23 protein-coding genes and 1 tRNA gene are annotated in these 21,939 nt (G+C 60.1%); 15 read left to right on the forward strand and 9 right to left on the reverse strand.

Translation table 11 applies throughout. From position 1 onward, the window contains the following. Positions 1-121: 121 nt before the first annotated feature. From K2Y42_RS06650 to K2Y42_RS06670, 5 genes are all read right to left on the reverse strand, one after another. The gene (locus tag K2Y42_RS06650; RefSeq protein ID WP_291150044.1) at positions 122-1,087 is read right to left on the reverse strand and encodes a hypothetical protein; all 966 of its coding nucleotides are present in this window, start codon (positions 1,085-1,087) and stop codon (positions 122-124) included. Then, entirely contained in the window at positions 1,084-7,704 is a 6,621-nt protein-coding gene (locus K2Y42_RS06655) for a pyocin knob domain-containing S74 family peptidase (protein ID WP_291150046.1), read from the reverse strand. Before K2Y42_RS06655 ends, K2Y42_RS06650 begins: the two co-directional genes overlap by 4 nt. Positions 7,705-8,062: 358 nt before the next feature. Further along, the gene (locus tag K2Y42_RS06660; RefSeq protein WP_291150048.1) at positions 8,063-9,019 is read right to left on the reverse strand and encodes a hypothetical protein; all 957 of its coding nucleotides are present in this window, start codon (positions 9,017-9,019) and stop codon (positions 8,063-8,065) included. 155 nt (positions 9,020-9,174) lie between these two features. After that, positions 9,175-9,588: a hypothetical protein gene (locus tag K2Y42_RS06665; RefSeq protein WP_291150049.1), complete on the reverse strand. Its 414-nt coding sequence runs from the start codon at positions 9,586-9,588 to the stop codon at positions 9,175-9,177. Positions 9,589-10,148: 560 nt separating this feature from the next. Continuing rightward, entirely contained in the window at positions 10,149-10,748 is a 600-nt protein-coding gene (locus K2Y42_RS06670; RefSeq protein WP_291150050.1) for a hypothetical protein, read from the reverse strand. 376 nt (positions 10,749-11,124) lie between these two features. Between K2Y42_RS06670 and K2Y42_RS06675 the strand changes: the two genes are divergently transcribed. The 13 genes from K2Y42_RS06675 to K2Y42_RS06735 all read left to right on the forward strand — a co-directional run bounded on the left by K2Y42_RS06675 (position 11,125) and on the right by K2Y42_RS06735 (position 17,503). Next, complete coding sequence (locus tag K2Y42_RS06675) at positions 11,125-11,361, forward strand: hypothetical protein (RefSeq protein ID WP_291150052.1); 237 nt, start codon at positions 11,125-11,127, stop codon at positions 11,359-11,361. Further along, positions 11,361-11,606, forward strand: a complete 246-nt coding sequence (locus K2Y42_RS06680; RefSeq protein WP_291150054.1) for a hypothetical protein — start codon at positions 11,361-11,363, stop codon at positions 11,604-11,606. The genes K2Y42_RS06675 and K2Y42_RS06680 overlap by 1 nt, the downstream gene beginning before the upstream one ends. Then, positions 11,599-11,922: a hypothetical protein gene (locus K2Y42_RS06685; protein ID WP_291150055.1), complete on the forward strand. Its 324-nt coding sequence runs from the start codon at positions 11,599-11,601 to the stop codon at positions 11,920-11,922. The genes K2Y42_RS06680 and K2Y42_RS06685 overlap by 8 nt, the downstream gene beginning before the upstream one ends. Next, entirely contained in the window at positions 11,919-12,113 is a 195-nt protein-coding gene (locus K2Y42_RS06690; RefSeq protein WP_291150057.1) for a hypothetical protein, read from the forward strand. The genes K2Y42_RS06685 and K2Y42_RS06690 overlap by 4 nt, the downstream gene beginning before the upstream one ends. Beyond that, positions 12,110-12,358 carry a hypothetical protein gene (locus tag K2Y42_RS06695; RefSeq protein WP_291150059.1) on the forward strand — a complete coding sequence of 83 codons (249 nt, stop codon included), beginning with the start codon at positions 12,110-12,112 and terminating at the stop codon, positions 12,356-12,358. The genes K2Y42_RS06690 and K2Y42_RS06695 overlap by 4 nt, the downstream gene beginning before the upstream one ends. Positions 12,359-12,369: 11 nt before the next feature. After that, positions 12,370-12,588 carry a hypothetical protein gene (locus K2Y42_RS06700; RefSeq protein WP_291150062.1) on the forward strand — a complete coding sequence of 73 codons (219 nt, stop codon included), beginning with the start codon at positions 12,370-12,372 and terminating at the stop codon, positions 12,586-12,588. 14 nt (positions 12,589-12,602) lie between these two features. Then, positions 12,603-13,286: a hypothetical protein gene (locus tag K2Y42_RS06705; RefSeq protein ID WP_291150065.1), complete on the forward strand. Its 684-nt coding sequence runs from the start codon at positions 12,603-12,605 to the stop codon at positions 13,284-13,286. A 383-nt stretch (positions 13,287-13,669) separates the two neighbouring features. After that, positions 13,670-14,494 (forward strand): ParA family protein, encoded by an 825-nt coding sequence (locus K2Y42_RS06710; RefSeq protein ID WP_291150068.1) that lies wholly within the window; start codon positions 13,670-13,672, stop codon positions 14,492-14,494. Further along, the gene (locus K2Y42_RS06715) at positions 14,491-14,931 is read left to right on the forward strand and encodes a hypothetical protein (RefSeq protein WP_291150071.1); all 441 of its coding nucleotides are present in this window, start codon (positions 14,491-14,493) and stop codon (positions 14,929-14,931) included. Before K2Y42_RS06710 ends, K2Y42_RS06715 begins: the two co-directional genes overlap by 4 nt. Next, on the forward strand, positions 14,924-15,136 hold the full coding sequence (locus K2Y42_RS06720; protein WP_291150073.1) for a hypothetical protein: 213 nt from the start codon (positions 14,924-14,926) through the stop codon (positions 15,134-15,136). The genes K2Y42_RS06715 and K2Y42_RS06720 overlap by 8 nt, the downstream gene beginning before the upstream one ends. Further along, positions 15,133-16,164 (forward strand): replication protein RepA, encoded by a 1,032-nt coding sequence (locus K2Y42_RS06725; protein WP_291150078.1) that lies wholly within the window; start codon positions 15,133-15,135, stop codon positions 16,162-16,164. The genes K2Y42_RS06720 and K2Y42_RS06725 overlap by 4 nt, the downstream gene beginning before the upstream one ends. A gap of 844 nt (positions 16,165-17,008) precedes the next feature. Then, complete coding sequence (locus K2Y42_RS06730) at positions 17,009-17,212, forward strand: hypothetical protein (protein WP_291150081.1); 204 nt, start codon at positions 17,009-17,011, stop codon at positions 17,210-17,212. Between the two features lie 12 nt (positions 17,213-17,224). Continuing rightward, positions 17,225-17,503, forward strand: coding sequence for a hypothetical protein (locus K2Y42_RS06735; protein ID WP_291150083.1), 279 nt, complete (start codon positions 17,225-17,227; stop codon positions 17,501-17,503). On the opposite strand, the gene K2Y42_RS06740 is transcribed toward K2Y42_RS06735, so the two are convergent. The 3 genes from K2Y42_RS06740 to K2Y42_RS06750 all read right to left on the reverse strand — a co-directional run bounded on the left by K2Y42_RS06740 (position 17,500) and on the right by K2Y42_RS06750 (position 19,149). Next, positions 17,500-18,612, reverse strand: a complete 1,113-nt coding sequence (locus tag K2Y42_RS06740; RefSeq protein WP_291150086.1) for a hypothetical protein — start codon at positions 18,610-18,612, stop codon at positions 17,500-17,502. The two genes, K2Y42_RS06735 and K2Y42_RS06740, sit on opposite strands and share 4 nt — an antisense overlap. Continuing rightward, positions 18,572-18,877: a hypothetical protein gene (locus K2Y42_RS06745; RefSeq protein ID WP_291150090.1), complete on the reverse strand. Its 306-nt coding sequence runs from the start codon at positions 18,875-18,877 to the stop codon at positions 18,572-18,574. Before K2Y42_RS06745 ends, K2Y42_RS06740 begins: the two co-directional genes overlap by 41 nt. Before the next feature lie 197 nt (positions 18,878-19,074). Continuing rightward, a tRNA-Gly gene (locus K2Y42_RS06750) sits at positions 19,075-19,149 on the reverse strand. A 245-nt stretch (positions 19,150-19,394) separates the two neighbouring features. Here K2Y42_RS06750 and K2Y42_RS06755 point away from each other — a divergent pair. Together K2Y42_RS06755 and aguB are read left to right on the forward strand one after the other, a co-directional pair. Continuing rightward, positions 19,395-20,408, forward strand: coding sequence for an agmatine deiminase family protein (locus tag K2Y42_RS06755; protein ID WP_291150091.1), 1,014 nt, complete (start codon positions 19,395-19,397; stop codon positions 20,406-20,408). Then, positions 20,408-21,268: an N-carbamoylputrescine amidase gene (gene aguB, locus K2Y42_RS06760; protein ID WP_291150093.1), complete on the forward strand. Its 861-nt coding sequence runs from the start codon at positions 20,408-20,410 to the stop codon at positions 21,266-21,268. The genes K2Y42_RS06755 and aguB overlap by 1 nt, the downstream gene beginning before the upstream one ends. Before the next feature lie 262 nt (positions 21,269-21,530). Here aguB and K2Y42_RS06765 read toward each other — a convergent pair. After that, a partial coding sequence (locus K2Y42_RS06765) for a hypothetical protein (protein ID WP_291150096.1) occupies positions 21,531-21,939 on the reverse strand: 409 nt, incomplete at its 5' end.

The raw sequence follows: 21,939 nt of genomic DNA on the forward strand, positions 1-21,939 counted from the left end.
TGCCCCCCGCAATTATCACCGCGTGCAGGCACATGCCTTCCAATAGCTCGCATTCAAACCGAAGCATGCAGCCGAGCTTGCTCTTGACACCCCCAACGGTCAAACCCCTGCCGGTAGACCGCTAGTTCACGGCGCCCTTAACTTGCGTGGCGTTGTTCCCGCCGGTGAATGTTGCGGTGAAGCCGTTCCGGTCGATGGCTTTGCCTGCCGCTCCGCCGGCGTTTGATGAGGCCGCTCCGGCCGCTCCCCATGCTCCGCCAGCGCCACCATCGGGCGAGCCCGAGGTGCTGCAACCGCCAGCGCCGGTGCCAGCCCCTCCGATCCCCGCGCTGGCCACGGATCCCGTACCGCCAGCAGTTCCGGCGGCGGTGTTGCCCGTCCCTCCGGCGCCACCAGGAGTGTTGGTTGAGCCTTGCCCGCCTCCACCGCCGCCGCCTCCGCGGCGATTGCCCAGGCCGCCGGATCCGCACCCTCTTCCGGCCCCGCCCCCACCGCCGGCGCCAAAAATGTTGCCGCCGGTGTTGTTGATGGTGATGTTGGCGCCGAGGGATATGGCATCCCCTCCGGCTGATCCTGCCGTTCCTGGACCGGTATCACCGTTTCCACCTACGCCGCCGGCGCCACCCTTGCCATAAATCTCGCCATTGTTGACCAGCGTGACGGTTGAGCCTGCGGGCCATGTTCCAGTGACGAGCGCAGCGGTGGCCGCGCTTGTGGAGTTAACGACGATGTTGTTGTTGATGGTAATGGTCCACGTACCGCCGGTGCACGACGGTGAACCGGCCAACGTGAACAGGTTGACGTTGCTAGCGTTGGCAGAAATCGTGGCCGTGCCACCGCAGCATGCGGCTACAACAACACCCGCAGGCGGATTGCCGTAGAAAGTGCTCCACTCAGTGGAGGTATTTGTCGGGACGAATATATCGCTCCCGCTCGAGTGATTATTGGCGACGTTCCTGCAAACCGTGTGTTCGGTGATGTTCTGGTTGGTACCGTTGTCGACCTTGTACGAGGTCGCGGAAACCAACAAAAAGGCCAGCGGAATGACCGCCAGCCTCAACAATACGGCCATCATACGTTTGTTCACCTGGACGCGGCTTTCCTTGTCTCTACCGCTTCCAGACGGCGTACAAAGTTATCATTGGCGCTGCGGAGCTCTTCGACTTCCCGGTTCAAGCGCCCGATGGTCGTAAGACCAACAGTGTGAAGTTCCTCCACGTCCTTCATTTCACCCGCCAACCGGTCGTTGTCGGCCTTCAGTTCCTTCACGGCATCGATCAACACGGGCACCAGCGCGGGGTAATCCACCGCCAGGAAGCCGTCGTCCTGCATGACCACCGCTTGCGGATAGACCTTCTGCACGTCTTGCGCGATTACACCCAAATGCTCGCGGTTGGTTGTGTCGCTGATGTAGCTGAACGTCACAGGAGTTATATGGTCAAGCTTCGCCAACCCCCCGGTCATGGCTTCGATATTCTTCTTGAGCCGTTTATCCGAGCTGTAGAGGAAAGCCGCTGCGGTCAGGTTGTTTGTAACCGTGGCATTGCCGGACGCATCCTCGACGATGAACCGGTACCATCCCGTCCACGTGCCCGATGTCCTGTACCGCAAATACATACCCGAGGCCGCAGTGTACGGGATGGCGAATTGGGTCAGGTTTCCACTACCCACCTTGCTGCTATATTCGAATGAGAACGGGTGCCAATAGCTGGCGGTCACATTCGGCGCGTTGGTAGCCGTGCTACCGCGCAGCAAGGTGTAGCCGCTGCCCGGTCGAGCATTTGATATATCGTTGAAGTCAAGGGTACCAGCGGTAGTGACGGCACCAAATCCGCCACCAATCTGACCATTCACATACAGAGACGTGGAGGGGGCAGTGGTCCCGATGCCAAGGCCAGTGTTTGTTACGCGCAGTCGTTCCGCGCCGCCGGTGCTAAGCCCAACCTGGTCCGCTCCGGGTGTGAACAGCCCCGTATTCGTGTCGCCTGTCCAACTGTAGGTCGGCGTTGCGGCGCTGTCGCCGCCGTTGCCAAGAACCTGTGTTCCGACGTCGATCACACCCGTGGTGGATACAAAGCCCGTTACGGTCAAACCTGTTGTCGTTAGTAACATTCGCTCCGTGCCGCCCGAGGCCGTGGTGCCGCCCGTGCGCCAACGGAATTGCGATCCGCTCCAGTTGGTCAGGGTGCTAGCTTCAATGCCAGTACCGAAGGTGTTGCCATACCACAGGGCTTTGTCCGACACCGTCGAACCGAACGATATCTTGTACGAACCGGTTATGTTCAGGTCCTGAGTGGCCGTGTGGTCGCCGAGATTATCGCTGCCAGCAGCGCTGTTGCTCACCACCCACTGGCCACCGTTATAAGCCAGTACTTTGCCGACTGCGTTTCCGGCAAGGTTCACATCGGTCAAACTGGCCAAGGTTGTCAGAATGGTCTGCCCGGGGGCACTCTGGAAACCGCTATAGCTACAGAAGATAACCATCACGTTTTTTGGACGGGTTTCAGCTGCAGTACGCGCACCCGGAGAGTTCGCGCTGTTGAAAGCGATTGAACCGGCAGCACTGGAACCGGGTGTAGCCCCCGCTGCACCGGCGGTTCCTCCTGCCACGAAAGCTCCAACCGGGTTGGCTGCCGCGGTGCGGTTAAAGCCCATCGACCCCGTAATCTGTTGCATCGCGTCGTCTTGCAAATCGCCGACAGCACGGTTGCCGTCCGGATCATTGCCCGCGCTGTTGTCATAGCCGCGCAAGAAGCGACCGCGCGAAGGAATATATTCGGTCCATCCGGACGGGCAGCTGGTTGCCGCAAAAGCCGAGATCGTTCCTGTTGGCACACCCAGGCCAATGTTACCCCAGTTGGAACCATCGCACACCTGCATGGTGCCGGAGGTGTAGCGCATGGCGCCGGTAAAGCCAGCGTTGCAAGCAAGCACGGTACTTGGACTGTTGAGTTGGATGTAGGTGGCCGAAACGTTCGTCACGCTCACCAGCGTTGCGCTGATGCTGTTGCTGCGCAGGTTCGGCAGATACGTCGCGGCGCTGGAGAGGTAGCCCCAATCCGTCCCCGCCGTGCTTAGGCTCACATAGCTGGTTGCACTGTTGACCACCATGGCCAACGTGCCGCTGGTGATGCGGTCACCAAGGGCGGTACCGCCACCGCTGCCACCGAGTGCGCCCCACGATGTGCCATCGCAGAGCTCAAGACTCCCTGAATTGTAGCGGATGGCACCGGAAATGCCGCTACTGCAGGTCAAGCTGCTACTACCCACCTGAATCGCGTCACTGGCACTAATCGTGCCGACGACATCAAGCTTCGCCAATGGTGTGGTCTGACTGATCCCTACATTACCGTTGGAGCCCTCGCCGAAAATCCAATTTCGTACAAACGTGTTGGGCGCATTGTTGCTGACCATGCCTAAACGCAAATCAGCAGAACCAGCACCAAAGGCCGCTGACATTTTCACGCTCGTTCCGGCAAGCGTGTCAATGTTGGTGATCAATAGGCCGCCCTCAAATGCGGTACCGCCATCCGAAAGGATAACAGTGTGATCCACATAATTGAGAGATGCGCCGGTATTGCCGAATTTTGCGCCGCCCGTTACATGCAGCGAGGCGCTTGGCCTGGTCGTTCCAATCGCGACATTCCCATCCGTCCCCACAAACAAACTCGGCGTGGTGGTCTGCGCACTGTTGGAAACCGTGAACGTGCCGCTCACCTGCAACGTCGCGGTGGGTGAAACAGAACCTCCAAACGACGCATTGCCATCATCATTGAAGAACAAGCGGTAGCGGCTGACCGAAGCGTCCGACTGGTCGCGGTACTGGTAGATACCAAACGAGTTGCGGAGCGTCGTGTTGGCGGTGCTGTCACCGTAGTGGGCTAACACCCATTTTGCCACCGGCGTATTATCAAAGAACATCAACTCCGAGAATTGCGTCGGGTTTCCTGCCGCAATTCCCATCCGGCCAATCGAACCGGAAACATAGAACTGCCCAAAGTTCGCGGGAGTGCTTGTCCCGATGCTCAACCGGTTGTTGGTGTCATCCCAGAAGAAGTTGTTTGTATCGCCAGCCAAATCACCCGCCACATTGAACTGCACCGCACCGGTGCTGCTCGCCGCCGTGGCAGACCCCGCTGCAACCGTGCTGCTGGCAAGGCTCTTCCACCCCGTGGCGCCCGTGCAGACTTGGATGGTGTTGCTGGTAACGTTGTAGCGGATGCTGCCCGAAATAGCTACGCTGCACTCCAAGGTGCTCTGCCCAACCTGAATGGCATCGCTCGCCGAAATCGTGCCGACGACATCGAGTTTTGCAAGAGGATTGGTATTGCTTATGCCCAAGGTGCCCGAAACCAAAGTGGCCGTGAGAAGATTGTGCTTGATCGTCAGATAGTCATCCGAAAGCACCCGCAAGTAAAAATTCCCTCCACTGGTGGCCGTATTAACGAACTGAAGGCTTTTGCCATCGGCCGGGTTGCCGCTGCTGTGAAGAACAAGGTCGCTTTGAGCACTGCCATCAACGCTGGATATGGTGAGACCCACACGCCCGAGCCGTCTGCCAATAAAGACTTGGGCAGGAAAACCAGCTGTCGTGCTCGTTGTGCCTATCGAGATGGTGCCGCTATCATAAGCGATCATCGTAGGCGTCGTGATCTGCGCGCTGGTGGAGATGATGAAGCTGCCGGAGACTTGTAGCGTCGCGATGGGCGTTACCGACCCGCCGACTGAAACGTTGCCATCATCGTTGATGAAGAACCGGTATTTGTTCACCATCGCGTCCGATGCATCCTCGTACTGGTAAATGTAATAGCCGTTACGGAGGCTCGCGTTCGAATGGCTGTCTCCGTAAATACCGGTCGACCATTTCGCGCTTCCCGTCTCATCGAGCAGCACGGTTTCCGCATAGGTGGAACCCACGCCGTTGGCGATAGCCAGACGTGGGCTCGAACCCGAGACATGAACGATATAACCCGGCGTGCTGGTGCCAATCCCCAAACGGTTGTTGGCGTCATCCCAGAAGAAGTTGGAGGTATCGCCCGCCAGCGCATTCCCCACGTTAAACTGAACAGCCCCCGTACTGCTGGCCGCCGTGGCAGCCCCCGCACTCCCCAGCGTCGTCCACGTGGTGCCATTACAGAACTGCATGGCGCTGGCGTTGTAACGCAAAGCCCCCGGAATACCGCTGGAACAAGCCAAACTGCTCTGCCCAACCTGAATCGCATTGGTTGCCGAAATCGTTCCGCTGACGTCAAGCCGGGCCTTCGGCAGGGTGTTGCTCGTGCCAATCCCTAGGTTGCCGGCGGCTGAAAGGAACATCGCGCCCGGCCCCGTACCCCACCCACCGGCGTTGTGCACGTCGAACACAATACCCTTATTGGTGCCGCCTTGGATTCGCAGGTTGCTGTTCAGCGAGTTCCCCATGCCGCCCCCAGCATCAAATCCGACCATGCCTCCAACGGTAGGGTCACGGAACGTCATATAGTAGTGGGGAATGCCGCTCGAAGTGCCCAGCAGGATCATCTGCCCGGTTCCCGAGACATGCAGCGGCGCTGTCGGCGCACTGGTGCCGATACCAACCTCGCCATCACTGTCCACCACAAAACTCGGTTCCTGTGCGGTCTGCCCCGTTTTACTCACCGTAAACGTCCCACTCACCTGCAGCGCCGCATTGGGAAGGGTCGTCGCAATCCCTACGTTCCCGCTATTTTGCCGGATATAGAATGGATACCGATTGTTCGAAGCGTCATAGATCCCTAGGTTGCCATTGCTGCCAGGCGATGTGATATCCCAAATACCCAAGGAATTGGTAAGTCGTAATCCAGCCCCGCCCGAACCACCTCCAACACGGCCGTCAATCTCAAGTCCGCCCCCTGAAAATGCAACCGTCGGCGTCGTTGTTCCAATACCCACTACGCCGTCCGTGCCCACATAGAACGTCGGCGTGCTCGTCTGCCCGGTACGGCTCACGATAAACGTCCCACTCACCTGCAACGTCGCAACCGGAGTCACTGTCCCGATACCAACGCTACCCGAGGAATCGATGGTCATGGCAACAGCGCTGCCGACGCTCGAGCCTTGCCCGAACTTGAGCTTGTTCCCATCGCTGCTGTCCGAACCCATGTTCCAGTAATGGCTCGCTCCCGACCGCAAGGTGCGCAACAACACCATGGCATCCGAACCGGCATTATAGGTGTTTGCCCACAACGCGGCGTTTCCACCGAAGTTGGTGACGTGAATATTCGCGAGCGAAGGGGTGGAGTTTGAAGAATATATTGATCCCGAGACACTCAGGGCATAGCCCGAAACAGGTTCTGCCAAACCAATGCCGACCGCGCCGTTCTCGCCCACGATCATCCGCTGCGCACCGGCGATGCTAAAGGTGATGCTCCGGTCCTCATAAGCAATCACACTGGTGGTGCCGCTAACGATGCGGTCTTCCAAGCCGCCACCCGCCGCGCCCAACGCCGTCCACGTCGTGCCGTTGCAGAACTGTATGTTGCCGGATGAATAACGCATCGCTCCGGGAATACCTGCGCTGCAGGCAAGGCTGCTGGTGCCGACTTGGATGGCGCCAGAGGCGGAGATGGTGCCGGCGACATCAAGATCAGCCAACGCAAACGTTTTCACTCCGAGTTTGCCGTTCTGTGATAGCAGCAGGCCATTGCTGTTTGCAGGCCCCGATCCGTACACAATAGCCAGTGCCGATGAGGAGACGCCTGTTCGTTTCCCGATGTAAAACTTGTTTGGCGCACCACCGACGCCACCGAATCCGATCCCATTGAATTCCGTGTCTTCCGACTCTAACCTTATCCAGTTCCGCACCGATAAGGGCCACGCCGCATCAGCGAGCATACCCATACCCACGCCGCCATTCGCTAAACCCTGAATGGTCGGCGTGGTGGTCTGCCCGCTGGTGGAGACGGTGAAGCTACCGGAAACTTGCAGCGTCGCGGTGGGTGAAATGATGCCGACGCCGACATTGCCTCCGCCAGCAATGCGCATCCGTTCGCTGGAGGTGCCACCACTTGTTGTGTAGAACAGCATCCCCGTTTGGTTGCCGAAGAGGTAAGTGCTGCCATCGGCATGGTTGGTGCCGAGGCGTAGTCCTGCATAGTTCCCGGAACCGGCAGTTCCTCTGCGAAGCCACAAAGTTGAACTCGTAAGAGGAATGCCATCATTGTTGTGTTGAGCATTCGAACCGGCCAACTGGGCGATGCCATTGACATGAAGCGTGACATCAGTCGCGCTCATTCCAATTCCCACATTTCCGCTGAAATAGCCCGTCGTACCGCTAATCCCGCCGGTACTACTCACACCCAACGTCACCAAACCGGTGTAGGGGCTAAACCACCCGCTGTTCGCACCCGCCTGCGTAATGCTGATATATCCGGTGTCCGAAATCGCCACCATGCGGGTGGCATCGTTCGTGCCTGATACGATGCGATCGCCGCTCGCGGTGCTGATACCGCTAAGGAGAGAGCCATCCCCAATGAACTTCTGTGCAGAGACGTTGCCGGTGATGCTTACGTGGCCGGCGGTTGAAACGCTTGGCGCATAGGTCGGACAGCCGATGTCGCTGACGCGCAAGCCCTCACCGATACAGAGGCGTCCGGCGTGATTACCGAGCGTATCGGAGATGACCGCGATGTTGCCCCAGTCTTGCGCGTTCCCCCATGCGGCTGCGAGCGCCAGCAGCGCCGTCATCGCGGAGCGGGTTATCGCGTGACGCAGATTTGCGGACTTCCATTGTCGTTGGTGCGGAACGTGCCTTCGATGCAGGCGCCCGGATTAAGGGATGCGCTCTTATGGAAGTCCCACGCCAACCATGCGGCGGCTGCCGGTATGACCAGCAGAACCACGGCGGAGGAGAACCATTGGCGCAAGGGTATGCAATCTTTTTGCGGAGATTCTAACGGGAATGATAATGCCCCGCCATGACCCTGCTCGAAAAGAAGTCACCTCATGTGCCCAAACCGCAACCTCGCCCATCCCTTCGCAACCCAGTGGTCATCCTCGAACATTCCCGTGAGGAAGTGACGAGGGTTCCCCGCACGCCCTCGGCTCAACATCCGCGCTGCACCCACGTCGTTATTCCCGGTTCGCAAAGATCCCACACGTCCGGGTACGACATATCCCTGGGTGCAGCGCTCTGCATGCTCTTCAGGACAAAGGCACCGTTCGCCCCCATGTTCTCCGTGTATTTCCGGATCACGCCGTAAATGTCGTCATCGAGCGGCAACGCCTGCCCATTCCGGGACACCTGATGAAAACCGAGCCGCCGATACGGCGACCACACGGTTCTGCTTACGCCTCCCAGAAACAGCAAGGGGCACGCCGAGTAGCAATCGGCCATAAGCGTGGTCTCAAGCCCCCTCCTCCTGATCAGCATCCCCGCAAGGATTGCGTCTCGCACGCTTCCGCCGCCACTTCCCATCGCCACATACTTCACGCCGGGATGCCCCGACAGGAACGCTGCAAATCTATCGTAGAAGCCTTCATCGATATCCCCGAGAACATGAAGCTGGTCCTCATGGATCTCGAACTCCGCGGCAGGCGCTATCCGCGCGCGCGCATGTTCTTCCCCGATATCGTATTGCCTCACGCAATCGAGGTTCCACGTTTCCACGCGGTTACGTTCCGACAGGACAAGAACACCGTCAGCGGCCAACGCCCAGTTGGTGTGAAGCAAAGAATCGCCGAGCACCGCCAACGGCGTCTCGAGATATGTCTGGCGCGGCGTTTCCTCAATCTTCCCGAGTCTCTTGAAAATCTCATCCTTGCCGAACAGGAAGGCCAGTGCGGCACACCTGAATTCGTTCACGCCCATTTCATTGAAGGCGGTTCCAAGATTCCCCGCCTCCGACGTATCGATGCCCTGCCCAACTGTTTGAGCCAAATGGCGATGATGACCGATCATCTCCCGCAACCTCTGTTCCCTATCGTCGGCTTGCGCCATCGACGACACCATGATCGCGCCGGCCAGCAAAACAAGAAATAGGAAACACCCCTCCTTCAGCACAGGCTCACCTCCGTTTCCTCAGCAGGTCCAACCTTCGCACAAGGACAATTCGGCCATAAGCCGCGCGACGCAACAATCCACAGGACGCCACCGGGAAGGACCGCGCGGATTGCCCTGCGAGAGGCTACGTTTCTCCTGCATGCGGGCGACGCCGTTTATTCGTATACAACGTGATCGTAATCCGGCACCACGGTTCGGAGGTAGTCGCAGCCGGCAAGCGACAGCACATCCGGCTTCGGTTGCTCCGGCAGCGACAAGGCCTTCAACGCCGTCGCGGCTTGTTGCAGCCGTTTCGGCTCGGGTTTGGGAAGCAGCCGCACTGGCTCTGGCGGAGATGCCCCAACTATGGCCTCTGGAGATTGATGATTGCGCAGCGGCACCGGCAAGAACACCGATTTGAAGAAGCGCACGTAGAAAGGAGGAACATCGGCAATCATGCCCGATGCTTGCACAATGCCCCGTGTCCGCAAAGAACCTCTGCCCACATTGTATTCATTACGGTCCGGCATCCTCCCCGGACACGTGATCGACAAACCTTCCTTCGCCGCAACCCGGTTCGCGCGTGTCATTGCATCCCGCCTTCAGCGGCATACACATGGCCGACGTTCCATCCTTGTTGTCTACGCGCACAGTGCCAAGCGTGTATCCGTCACACCCCCGCACCACAACCGTTTCATCTATCGTCACGGGGTAATAGGCGTGCCGGTCAAGTTCCAAATCCTCGCATCCGGGTCACACCGGAAAATAGAGCACAGGCCAGAATACATGCGCGGCTTATAACCCTAGATGCCTGATCATGCGATTACATGAAAGGGAGCTGCATACAATCGCGGCAACTTATTGCTGGGCCGGGCATCACTCGCTCACTTTCATCGTGCAAACCCGCACTGGTGCTCTTCCTACCAGTTCCACGTCTAACACTACGGGTATTCCATCACGCGATTGCCAACGCCCATCCGGTCCGTCATTATCAAATGCGTGGTGCCGGTAGTGGCGATGTTGTTGATGGGGTGTTCCCCCGCCGAAGCGTATGTGTGCAGACCGGCGCCACGTATTCTCCTGTCTGAACCCGGCCACCGTCCCCCCCGATGGTCTAACGGTGGCCGGGCGTCTCCTGCCTACAAATGCATCACTCCCTCAGGCCATTTAGCCGCCTGCCGCCCGTTTGCAGGCCCGGCTTCAACTCCACCAGGGGCATCAACTTTTCACCGGTTTGCTCTCTGTACCGCCGCACGAAGTCGCCCAAGCGCACCACGGTCCACCTACCCGACTGCGTGCGGATGCCGCGCACATTCAGAACCCTCACTCCTTCTGAATAGGTCTTAGCAGCCACGCAATACTTCCTGATCGCATCAGCACGTTCCTCCCTCAGCCTGCGTCTGCGCAGCAGATACGCCTTCCTTCCCGCTACCAGCCTCAACGCCCCGCGCCTCGAACCGGCCTCGCCCATCCAAGGAACAAGCCGCACTCCCGTCATCGCTTCATGGATGCGCACAAAGCCCGAAACCATCGGCCCGTTCCATACGTGTCCAAGATGGTTCCGCACCTTCTTCCTGTTAAGCGCCTGGGCGAGCATGGCCCAGGTCATCATTTTGGCCGGGCGCACCGACTTCAGTGCTTCCACCGCGAACGCGCGCAACCGTTCCCGTTGCGCCGCGCGCTCAAATCGAAGCGTCCAATGGGTCTTTTCTTCACCCTTCACTCCGTCTGCGAGCTTGGTCTTTGCCATCCGCAAAGCCTACCGCATCCCTTCGCGCCTGAAACCACACTTGCACATGATGACAGCACCGGCTGTTTGGACCTGTCGCCACCAATCCAGACACACACCAGCCCTTTCTGCCGCGCCGGAAAGCCGACGTGGAGGCGCTGCTCTTTTCCCATTGCCCTTTCGCGTGGTTGGCGAGGCGAGACACGCCATGCGCCCTTTCATGTCGAGGGTTATCGGCCACGGGCCGTCGCCCTGAAGGGGTTTCCCCAGCTTCCTGCCGTGCAGCCGGGTGATGCCCCTCCCCTTCCCGCCGCCGTCATTCCCGGTAGCCGCTTTTGACCCCGACAGGCCGCAATGGATGCAGCCTCGAACAAACCAACCATCGAAAGTAACGACAATGGCTCAAACCAAAGGCAGCAAACCCACCCACGGCGTCTTCTTCGTCCGCGAAGGCAAGAAAGGTGGCAAGGGTTTCTGGACCCGCATCGGCGCCGGTTGGCTCCACGACGACAGCAAAGGCCTGAACATCATGCTCGACCTGGTTCCCGCAGGCGAAGGCAAGATCGTCATCCGCGTGGATGAACCGAAAGCCGACGCTGAAACCACCACCGAAGGTCAAGGGGAGCCCCAATAATGCTCCTCTCGTCCGCTGACCGCGCGGCGCTGCAATCGCTCTTCCCCGAGCTTCCGGTTCGGGGATTGAGCGGGGCGGCACTTGGCCACGCACTCGATACCTGGTTCGCCAACGACCACTACAGCAACAATCCCGCTTACGACCATGACGACGAAACCAACGATGGCTTCTCCATCGACATGAACCGGGGTGGCACCACGGATCGGGATGCAAGCACGCACGACAAAGTGCACACCAATGCCTAGCTGCATCTGCGAAACATGCGGCGGTCCCTACCATTGGATCTGGGAAGACGCCTTCGACAAGTTTGGATTCGGTGACGGCGACGGCCAGGTGGAAACATCCACAGTCGCCACTCTGCTCCAGGACGCCGGCTACACCGTGGACCACGACTATTGGGGGCTCCACAACGACGTCATCCATTCCATCAAAAAAGATGAAATAGAGCAGATTCCCGATACCGCCGAAGTCGGGTATGATGATCCCCGAAAATTCCTGCCCGCCGCGATCGTCACGCTTCTCGACGAAAAGCTACCGGCAGCTGAAGGGGTGAGGCTATGACCCATCCCCAGGATCTCAAATATCCGGCCTTGAAGCTTCGTGTCTACATGGAGCCGCAGCGCGTTGCTGAAAGCAAGCGACGCCTACGAATACTTGCGACCTACCGCGACATAGACGTCTCGACCCTCTCGAACGAAGTCATTACCGACTTCCTCGACAAACACCTCCCCAATGAAAGCTATCCCTCATGACCAACCTCGATCGTGCGTACACCGCCGAGGTATGCCTAAACCACTTCGTCCACCTCACCGGTCCCGCCCTCTCGATAAAGGAAGCAGCCGGCGACCTAATCGCCAACATCGGCCACTACTGCCAATCAGGAGGGCTGGACTACCTCTCCATCGTCAAAACCGGCATCGGCCATTGGGCGCTGGAGCAAACAGACCCGGACAGCATCGATCTGCTGCCCGACGTCACCATCACCATCAACCAATGAATGCACGACATGTGAAAAACAGCGACTTCACCACCATCACAATCAGCAAGGAAACCCACCAACAGCTCGTGAACCTCCCTTGGTTTGTAAACGCAAAGAGCTCGGCGGTGATGAATCGGAACGGCACCGTCACCTTTCCCGTCGGCTTGGACCTCCACGCAAAATTGCTGGATGTCCACGAGGACGTCGAGCTGGCCATCCAGATTTTCCTTGGCCTCAAGACTAACTAACGAAAGCTAATTCCGTGACCGTTCTTCTCTTCAACCCACGTAACAACAACGATGCATACCGGGGCGCGCGCCCCTTCCCCGTTTCGGGAACATTCCACCCCAACCGCGCCGCCTATGAATTCTACCCCACACCACTTGAAGCAACCCGCGCGCTGCTTGCAGCGGAACGCTTCGAAGGGTCCATTTGGGAACCAGCGTGCGGCCAGGGCCATATAGCCAAGGTGCTAACCGAGCATCACCATGACGTAGTGGCCACGGATTTGATTGACTACGGTTTTGGCCAACGAGGCCGCGACTTCCTCGTGGAGCGGGAGCCGCTGGCCCGCAACATCATCACCAACCCACCCTATGGCCGTGGCCTCGCCGATGCGTTCTGCCTTCACGCACTGCAACTCACCGCCAAAACCGGAGGCAAGGTTGCCATGCTGGTAGCCGTGCAAAGCCTCTGCCACCCGACGCGCACGCCCTTCTTTGAGAAGCATCCGCCCGCCATCATCTACGCCGTTGACGACTGCACCTGCTATCCCTACGGCGACCCGAACAAGGCCACCCGGAGCATTTTGCAGCAACGCTATTGCTGGCTGGTCTGGCACGCCGGGTACGACGGTCCAACCATGTTCAAGTGGCTTCGCACCGCGCCGTACAAAAACGCCCGGCCGGTTGCCAGACCACGCACATCGCTGCTGCTCGCCGCGTGAGCATTTGGCGAACGCCCGTTCGGGCGTTCGGGCGTTCGTTCCGTACTGTTACATCGCTGCACCGCACGGCGCTGTGCGCCTCATCCGTTCGCCCGTTCGGACGTTCGCTCACTCGCATTGCTCCCAGTCTCCCTTGCTAACCTGGGCGTTCGCCCCTTCGGGCGTTCGTCCGTTCTCCCGTTCGCCCGTTCTTCCGTTCGGGCGTTCGTTTGTTCGGGCGTTCGCCCGTTCGTTTTTCCCCATTCCGGGACTGCACGGATTTCCGCGCCATTTCTGCCGTTCGTCCGTTCGCCCGTTCGGGCGTGCGGGCGTTCTCCCGTTCGTCCGTTCGCCCGTTCGATCACCATCGCCATCCATCCATTTAAACTTGCATTCATGCTGCATTGGCCGCGTTCGCCCGTTCGGGCGTTCGTCCGTTCGCCCGTTCATTTTGCAACACCCCCACCACACAACTGCCCATCATTTCGGCGCCCTCAATTGACGTCAGTCATCCGCATACGCATTGTTGCGCCATGAGCCACCACGACACCGCCAAGTTCATCTCCTTCGCATCTCCCAAGGGCGGCGTGGGCAAATCCACTTCATGCCTCGCCATCGCCGGTGCGCTCCTTTCAGCAGGGGAGAAAGTGCACATCATCGACTTCGACCAGACTGAAACCATCTGGCGCTGGTATTCCACCAGCCCCACCGCACAGGCTATCCCCAACCTCACGGTGGAGAAGGGGCCCATCGACAACCTCGGCAATTTCATTCAAGAGCTTTACGCCACCGCAACCGACTACGTGCTGCTCGATCTCGCGGGTGCGCTGACCGACCTCACCCTCATGATCGCCGCCTTCGCAACCCTTACCATCACTCCGGCGAAGGTTAGCGAGCCCGACATCATCGAAGCCAACAAGATGGCGCAGAAGCTTCACGCCGTTGCCGCGCGCCTTGGCAAGCCCATCAACCATCTGATCCTTCTCAATGAGGTGCCCGGCATCATCAGCAAGGACGAGGTGGACCTCATCAAGCAGATCGACGACAGCAACCTGCGCCGCTTCCAGACACTGATCTACCGCCGTTCCGCCTACAGCAAATCCTTCTCGCGCGGCACGCTGCCCCACATGGCGGAAGCACCAGACCGCAAGGCGCTCAAGGAAATCGACGCGCTGATGAACGAAGTGCGCATCATCCTCGAACCCGAACAACAGAAAGCCGCCGCATGAGCACCGCGCCCATGAAATCCACGCCTCCCAAGCGCATGAACCTCGGCGTCGACGCCGACATGATCACCAAGTCCATCGCGGCCGCCCAGGAAGTCGCGCGCGAAACTAACGTACCCACCAGCGTCTATCCGCAGAACAAGCAGGTGATTGAGCAAGCTCCCGCACCTGTTGCCGCCACCGCCGTCCCGGTCGCTGTCATCCCGGCTCCGCTTCCCGCCTCCGACAAGAAGGGAAGGGGGGCACGACCCGCGCCGGTGCGCCGCTGCTCGGTGGACCTGCCCCTCTACGTCATTCACGAAATTCACCAGCTCGCCTTCAGCCGCGGCGTCACCAAGAAACGCGTCGTCTTGGAAGCCTTCCAGGCTGGTGGCCTCAAGGTGAAGGATATCGACATCACCGAAAGCGGCGAAGTGCTGAATGGAGGCGCCGATGCCTAGCACCAACACCAGTTCGCCCGTTCGGTCGTTCGCCCGTTCGTCGCCCGTGTTGGATCGCTGCGCCCGCGCCGCAGCTAAAGCCAGCGGCTACGAGTTCACTGGCAATAGCATAATCGCTTCCGCAAACGCCAACCCGCGCGCGGCGCAGTTCGTTGCCATCGCCAAAGCCGTCATTGCCGAATGCCGATCGGAGCGGGGCACATGACATCTCAGCAGCCCCAGCTCATCGAAACCGAAGTGCGCGACCCCGACCTGCTCGCACGCATCACCGGTTCAGGCTTCCTACGGGACACCGTCTACCGGCAATGCGTCACGGAACAAGCCAAGCGCGATGCTCTGGTCGCCATGCCGCCCATCCAGCGCCGCCGCGCCAAGATCAGCCACGCCATCGCCGAAGCCGCAGCCCCCTCGCGCGATTCACTGCGGCACATCCACTCCGTGCTTGCCATCTGCTCGCTTCCCTACAACAAACTCCCCGACAACAAGCGGCAATGGGAATCCCAGCAGGGCCGCATGAAGCTCTCCGTCTCCGCCGGACGCCTCATGGGCCCCGACGGCAATTGGGTCGACCAGCCGGTTCCCTACGGCACGCGCGCCCGCATGATGATGATGCACGTCTGCAGCGAAGCCATCCGCACTAACTCCGCCACCGTCCATGTCGAGGATACGCTTTGCGGGTTCATCCGCGCGCTTGGCTATTCCCCCACGGGAGGAAAGAACGGCACCATCACGTCCTTCAAGCAGCAGATCAACGCGCTTGCCGCCTGCAACATGCAGATAGGCTGGCAGGACGGACGCCTGGGGAAAACACTCAACACCAGCCCATTCGCCTCCATGTCAGCCGAGATGTTCAACGACGAACCCAACCAGCGAACCCTTTGGCCAACCGAACTCAAGCTCAGCCACGAGTTCTATACGTCGCTCTCCAAGCACGCCCTGCCGGTCAGCACCCACGCCATGCGCGCCTTTTCCAACAGCCCCCGCAAAATCGACCTTATGTGGTGGCTGGGATACCGCATCTACACGGCCAAAGAGGACATCCACCTGTCCTGGGAAAACCTCAAAGACCAATGGGGCGCCGGATACAGCCGCTTCAACAACTTCAAGCGCGACCTCGCGCTGGAGATTGCGGACATCAAGGACGTGTTCCCGAAGTTGCCCGTCTTCCTCAGCGAAAACGGATGCGTCATCCACCCAGGATCGTCGGAGGTGCTGGCCGTTCCGCACAAATGATTGAAACCATTCAGCACGACAACGCATAAACGGTAGCGGCACGCTGTTCCACGTTGCGGCGTGGAACGCATAATCGGTAGCAAGCCGCTACCCAATCCCTTGAAATCCCATCAAGCCTGTACCCGTTGCGTACAGCGCGCCGCTCCAGCACATCTCGCTACCGCGTCTCATCTATTCTGACACTTAGCACCCGCCCGCGTCACCGATTGTCAGCTCTCACCGCCCGCGTCACACCATCAGCGCATAATCGGTAGCTCCGTCACACCGGACGTGAGCGCATAAACGGTAACAGCCTGCTATCCATGCTTGGCCAAATACAGCCACTCCCGCCTCCCGCAACCATCCGCGCGGCACGCATAATCGGTAGCAGGGGAGGGGGTTTCACATTCTCGCGTGGAACGCTTAAACGGTAGCAACGCCGTCGTTCCGATGACAACGCATAATCGGTAGCAAAACCCGTTTTTCGAATCCGCACAAAACCGCCGAAACCTTCGCGCCCAACGCATAATCGGTAGCAGGGCGGCGCATAATCGGTAGCAAACCCCTCCGCCTCAACGCATAAACGGTAGCGGAGAAGCGCATAACCGGTAGCAGAGTGGCGCATAAACGGTAGGCTCATGAGCGCATAAACGGTAGTCGCTATATATAGAACAGAACATTCCTGTACATTCTCCCTAACAGGCGCTGAACATTCTCTTCAATACATCTTCCAGAATTTCAGAAAAGGGCTGCGCCGCTGTTTACTGGAAAAGGAAAGCGGGTTTTGCCACACCCCCATCGCCCGATGCCGACAAAATATCCACCACAGCTGGACAACAACCCCACACGAGCGCAAGGTGGCTACATGGACCAACAAAGCCTCCTCGAAATGAAGCAATCTGCGCTTCAATCCATCGCCACGTTGGAAAAGCTGTCTGTGGGAGCATCGCCGGAAGAAATGTCCATCATCGACAAGATGCTCACCGTCTCCAGAAACAACTTTGAAATCGCGGAAATCGCACTTTCCTGCCATCAAATGGTTGGGAACACGCTTGCTAACGTCGCGTAGCCGCCTACCCCCATGAGCAACATCGAACGTATCAACACGCTTGAACAGCAACTCATTAGCCTTGGCCCTGAAACCCACAAGCAAAAAGCAGAAATACTTCCCGCCCTCACCAAGCAATGCCGTGCCTTCAGGGAGGCCAGTAGACACCAAGAGGCCGACCAGGTTGCCGACCAAATCGAAGCAATCAACGCTCGTATCAAAAACAACGAAAAGCAGCTCAAGGCCATCGAGGACGAGTTATATCTTCTGAGGGCCAGAGAGACCCGACGCAAACTAAAACCTCAGCCTTAGCCGGGAAGGCCCGCACCCAACCCCACATCCCGGAATTCAAGGTTCGACCCGCTTTGCTCCATGGGCATGCCCACCTCGCTGGCCAGCGTCATCAGTTGGTCGACGAAAACGCCCTCGCGCATGGCAACGTAATTCCGCGCGCGGCACCACGTCTCATAATCGGCAAACACCATGTTGGCGGTCAATCTTCCACCTTGCACCACCTGCAACCGCTCATCGGCCCACACAGCCGCATCACCCAATATTGTCATCTTCTTTCTGAAATCCCCTTCACGGTGCCGCCACGGCGTCGTCACCGTGTACAGCCCCAATCCACTCCCCAGCTCGAGCAGCAATCCAAGCCCCAGCAGCAGGCCGGTACGGATATCCGCCTGCTCAACGGGAACATCGAACCACCGCAGCACCCGGTCAATCACATCCAGCTGCGGGTCTTTGCTTTGTACAGAAGAATCCAGCATCCCCAGCGCGGCTTGAGCTTCCGCAAGGCGCTTGCGCGCCTCTTGCGCTTCGCGGGCCTGCTCCAGCGTCACATTGAGCGCCGCGATGTTGGCGCAGGCTTCCCTTGTCGAAACCATGTTCTTCCGGCAGCGGTCGGAGTGGACCGCGACCGTCCGCTGGCCAGGGGCATAGGGCTGAGCGTACGCCGCCTCAATTGCGTTTTCGACCTCCTTCGGGGTGCCGAGGCGCCCGATGACCTCCAACCGCCCTTCCAGGCGTTTCTGTTCAGCCTGAAGGTTGGTACGGCTCGTAAGAATGCCGCTGTTCGTGCCTTCGTTGGCGAGACGATGTTCCGCGGCAAGTCCGATGCCGGCGTAGAAGGAGCTCACGCTGGCCACGATGAAAAACACGCCCGCCCCCACCGCCGCCAGATAGTCCCGCTTGACGAGGGCCAGCGCGAAGCAGAACGGCATGAGGGCCTTCACAATGTCGGCGCACCCAAACCCAAGCCCGTAAAGTTGCCGCTCCACTTCGTCGGTGCCACCAAGCCGGAATCCAAACCGGTAGTTGAGCAACGTCGAGACGGCGACCAGGCCAAGGCTTCCCAGGACACCGAGAACGATCAGCCCGTCAATCAGCAGCGTCTTGGCGCCATGCGGCTTGCGCGGCATGAACGATCGCTTCCCAGGTGTCTTGAGTGAAGCGGGCCCGAAGCTCCGCAATCCGCTTTGCCGCGCCCTCAGCAATTTGTGCCTCGCAGAATTTGTTGGTTGAAACGCCCTCCGCCACCTTGATCACCGCCAGCTGCAGCAGCAGCTCGTCCGGGATGCGGAGTTGAAGACGTTTTGCTTTGCCCCGTGCCGCGAGTATCGGCGGGGCTCGCTGTTCAACCGTGGCCCTTAGGGCCGCGAAGCGTTCTCGAAGGGATATCGACATGGTTGAGGCCTCCCGTGCGCGATCTCACATCGAGCCGGCAAGGCCTTGCAAGGTGGGCAGGCCGTAACTAATCATTCCCCGGCAGATACGACTTTACCGCGCTAACCACGGTCAGATACGGCCGGCCATGTTAGCCTGGTGTTCGCCACACCCGGCTAACCGCTAGTCCTTCGATGCACGGAAGTCTTTGAAGTTGCTGGAGCGGGCGAAGGGAATCGAACCCTCGACATTCAGCTTGGGAAGCTGACGTTCTACCTCTGAACTACACCCGCAAAACGTATCGTCATCAAGACGTTACATGGATGCCCCAGCTATGGCGCCGGTGCATCTCGCAGGCTGACTTGTAGAGCGTTTGGCGCCCGATGTGAAGCGCGCGCACGGGCCGCACGGCCTAGTGCCCGAATGCCGCCGGTCGTCGCGCCTTAACGGCTTGCACCGACAGCATCTTGCAGGCATCACGGACTTTCCCATCTATGTGCCTCGCAACGAGCGGCGACCTCACAGGATTCCGAACCCGATGACCGACATCAAATCTCCGATCGTCCCCGCCGAGTGGGCCCCCCAAGCCGCCATCTGGACGGCCTGGCCCGCTGACGCCGGCGAATGGAACGGCGACCTCACAGCGCCCCGCAAGGACGTGGCTGCCCTGGTGCTCGCGCTTGCCGAGAGCAACCTCGTGCGCGTGCTCGTCAACGGCGAGGAGGCCGCCGCGTCGGCGCTGGCGGCGGTCGGCCAGGCGGCCGAGCTCGTGTCGGCCAAGTACGGCGATATCTGGCTGCGTGACACGGGTCCGATTTTCGCGCACGTCGGCAACGACCGCGTCGCGCTGCGCTTCAAGACCAACAGCTGGGGCGGCAAGTACGATCTGCCGGACGATCTCACCGTCGGCGATACGGTCGCCGAAATGGCGGGCACGCCCATCCGGCGCTATGACTTCGTGCTCGAAGGCGGCGCGGTGGATCACGACGGCCAGGGCACCGTGCTTGCCACCAAGCAGACGCTGCTCAATCCGAACCGCAATGGCTGGACGGCCGAGCAGGCCGAGGCGGCGCTGCGCGATGCGTTCGGCACCAAGAAGGTGATCTGGGTCGACGAAGGCCTGATCGGCGATCACACCGACGGACACATCGACAACATCGCGCGCTTCGTCGCGCCGGGCCGCGTCGTGTGCCAGGCGCCTTCGGGTGCGGACGATCCGAACGCCGCCATTCTCGACGCCATCGCCGCGCGGCTGCGCGAGGCGACCGACAGCACCGGGCGCAAGCTCGACGTCGTCACCATTCCGGGCGCCGGGTTGTACAAGAACGCGGCAGGCGGGATCTCGCCGGCCTCACACATGAACTTCACCATCGCCAACGGCGTGGTGGTGGTGCCCGTCTACGGCACGCCCACGCAGGAGGCCGCGCTGGCCGCGCTGCAGGACGTGTTTCCCGATCGCCGCGTCATCGGCGTCTCGTCGCGCGGTCTGCTTGGTTCCGGCGAAGCCGGCGGCGGCTCCTTCCATTGCATCACCCAGCAGGAACCCCTTTGATGACAGCACGCAGCATTACGGTCGCGGCGATCCAGACGAGCTACGGCCAGGATCTCGCGGCCAACATCGCGAAGTCGGAAGCGTTCGTGCGCGAAGCCGCGCGCGGCGGCGCCGATGTCGTGCTGCCGTCCGAGCTGTTCCAGGGCATCTATTTCTGCACACGACAAGACCCGAAGTGGTTCGAGACGGCGTTCCCGGTCGATGCGCATCCGTGCGTGATCGCGCTCAAGAAGCTCGCCGGTGAACTCGGCGTCGTCATTCCGATCTCGTTTTTCGAGAAGGACGGGCCGCGCTATTACAACAGCGTCGCCATTGCCGACGCGGACGGCGCGCTGCTTGGCGTCTATCGCAAGAGCCACATTCCGGACGGGCCCGGGTATCAGGAAAAGTACTACTTCCGGCCCGGCGACACGGGCTTCAAGACCTGGAAGACCAAGCGCGGACATATCGGCGTCGGCATCTGTTGGGACCAGTGGTACCCGGAAACCGCGCGCGCGATGGCGGTCGAGGGTGCGGAGGTGCTGTTCTATCCGACGGCGATCGGCTCGGAGCCGTATGACGATGCGCTCGATACGCATCTGCAGTGGCAGCGTGCAATGCAGGGGCACGCTGTCTCGAATGCCGTGCCGATCGTGGCATCGAACCGGATCGGCCTCGAGGACAACGAGGGCGTGAAGCAGAAATTCTACGGGCACTCGTTCATCAGCGATCACCGCGGTGAGCTGGTCGAGCAGTTCGGCGCGGCCGACGAAGGCATTCTGAAGCACACCTTCGACCTCGGCCTGATCGAAAGCTATCGCGCCGACTGGGGCTTTTTCCGCGACCGCCGGACGGACCTCTACGCGCGCAGCATCATCTGATTTTGAAACGCCTCAGGGCGGCGGCCGGCCCGCTCGTCGCGAGGCATCATCGTGACGGCTTGCGCTGCGCATTCGGATGCGCGGCGGGCTTGTCGCGTTCGTGCTGGTGATTGTGCGGGAGTTGCGCGCGCCTGATGGCGCGGCGGTCGGGCGAACCGACTGATGGCCCTCAGCTGGCTCGCCCTCCTTGTCTGTTGGCTCACTCCCCTTCCCGGCATCCCTGCGCAAGGACGACAGGACGGCATTTCTCGTCTTCTTATCGTTACGGTGCTGCGACGGCCGGTGCTTCAGCCGCGCCGTTGATGTGTGCGACGACTTCCGGCGCAACCATCACGTCGGCCTCGGCTTCCGCTTCGACTGCGGCCTCCGCAGCAGGTGCGGCTTCGGCGGCGGCTTCCTCGGTTGCGGCTTCGGCTGCGACTTCGGCAGGTGCTTCCTCAGCAGCGGGTGCTGCTTCGGCGGCGGCTTCCTCGGACGCGGCTTCGGCTACGACTTCGGCAGGCGCTTCCTCTGCAGCGGGTGCTGCTTCGGCGGCGGCTTCCTCGGATGCGGCTTCGGCGGCGACTTCGGCAGGCGCTTCCTCTGCAGCGGGTTCTGCTTCGGCGGCGGCTTCCTCGGACGCGGCTTCGGCTACGACTTCGGCAGGCGCTTCCTCTGCAGCGGGTGCTGCT

It is taken from the genome of Hyphomicrobium sp., assembly GCF_019744875.1.
In the GTDB taxonomy this organism is placed as follows: Bacteria; Pseudomonadota; Alphaproteobacteria; order Rhizobiales; family Hyphomicrobiaceae; genus Hyphomicrobium_C.

Coding starts and splice junctions, on each gene's coding strand:
- K2Y42_RS06655 (WP_291150046.1), bottom strand. CDS start 7,704: ATGACGGCGCTGCTGGCGCTCGCAGCCGCATGGGGGAACGCGCAAGAC.
- K2Y42_RS06665 (WP_291150049.1), bottom strand. CDS start 9,588: ATGACACGCGCGAACCGGGTTGCGGCGAAGGAAGGTTTGTCGATCACG.
- K2Y42_RS06670 (WP_291150050.1), bottom strand. CDS start 10,748: ATGGCAAAGACCAAGCTCGCAGACGGAGTGAAGGGTGAAGAAAAGACC.
- K2Y42_RS06675 (WP_291150052.1), top strand. CDS start 11,125: ATGGCTCAAACCAAAGGCAGCAAACCCACCCACGGCGTCTTCTTCGTC.
- K2Y42_RS06680 (WP_291150054.1), top strand. CDS start 11,361: ATGCTCCTCTCGTCCGCTGACCGCGCGGCGCTGCAATCGCTCTTCCCC.
- K2Y42_RS06685 (WP_291150055.1), top strand. CDS start 11,599: ATGCCTAGCTGCATCTGCGAAACATGCGGCGGTCCCTACCATTGGATC.
- K2Y42_RS06690 (WP_291150057.1), top strand. CDS start 11,919: ATGACCCATCCCCAGGATCTCAAATATCCGGCCTTGAAGCTTCGTGTC.
- K2Y42_RS06695 (WP_291150059.1), top strand. CDS start 12,110: ATGACCAACCTCGATCGTGCGTACACCGCCGAGGTATGCCTAAACCAC.
- K2Y42_RS06715 (WP_291150071.1), top strand. CDS start 14,491: ATGAGCACCGCGCCCATGAAATCCACGCCTCCCAAGCGCATGAACCTC.
- K2Y42_RS06720 (WP_291150073.1), top strand. CDS start 14,924: ATGCCTAGCACCAACACCAGTTCGCCCGTTCGGTCGTTCGCCCGTTCG.
- K2Y42_RS06725 (WP_291150078.1), top strand. CDS start 15,133: ATGACATCTCAGCAGCCCCAGCTCATCGAAACCGAAGTGCGCGACCCC.
- K2Y42_RS06730 (WP_291150081.1), top strand. CDS start 17,009: ATGGACCAACAAAGCCTCCTCGAAATGAAGCAATCTGCGCTTCAATCC.
- K2Y42_RS06735 (WP_291150083.1), top strand. CDS start 17,225: ATGAGCAACATCGAACGTATCAACACGCTTGAACAGCAACTCATTAGC.
- K2Y42_RS06740 (WP_291150086.1), bottom strand. CDS start 18,612: ATGCCGCGCAAGCCGCATGGCGCCAAGACGCTGCTGATTGACGGGCTG.
- K2Y42_RS06745 (WP_291150090.1), bottom strand. CDS start 18,877: ATGTCGATATCCCTTCGAGAACGCTTCGCGGCCCTAAGGGCCACGGTT.
- K2Y42_RS06755 (WP_291150091.1), top strand. CDS start 19,395: ATGACCGACATCAAATCTCCGATCGTCCCCGCCGAGTGGGCCCCCCAA.
- aguB (WP_291150093.1), top strand. CDS start 20,408: ATGACAGCACGCAGCATTACGGTCGCGGCGATCCAGACGAGCTACGGC.